The 325-nt window shown below is 59.4% G+C and carries 1 pseudogene; it reads right to left on the reverse strand.

From position 1 onward, the window contains the following. Positions 1-325: pseudogene (locus tag P0D73_RS46855) on the reverse strand (error-prone DNA polymerase); the annotation flags it as partial.

Raw genomic sequence — 325 nt, forward strand, 5'->3', positions numbered from 1 at the left:
GTTTACATTGCCCGTCTCATCTTCCAGCGTCACGAACAACACGCCTTTCGCGGTGCCCGGCCGCTGTCGCACCGTAACAAGTCCACAGCCTCGCGCGAGTCGTCCATCACGGTATGTGCGCAAAGTTGACGCTGGCATCAGGCGGTTTGCTAGCAACTGCGGCCGCAGCAACTCAAGCGGATGCCGACCGAGAGTGAGACCAACTGACCGGTAATCAGCGACGATGTCGTGCGCCTCTGTCGGCGCACCAAGCTCAGGCGTTTCATCTTCAACCGCGGCCAATGCAAGCATGTCTTTATCCGGCACAGCGGCAACAGACTGCCAT

It is taken from the genome of Paraburkholderia sp. RL18-101-BIB-B, from assembly GCF_046026985.1.
In the GTDB taxonomy this organism is placed as follows: Bacteria; Pseudomonadota; Gammaproteobacteria; order Burkholderiales; family Burkholderiaceae; genus Paraburkholderia.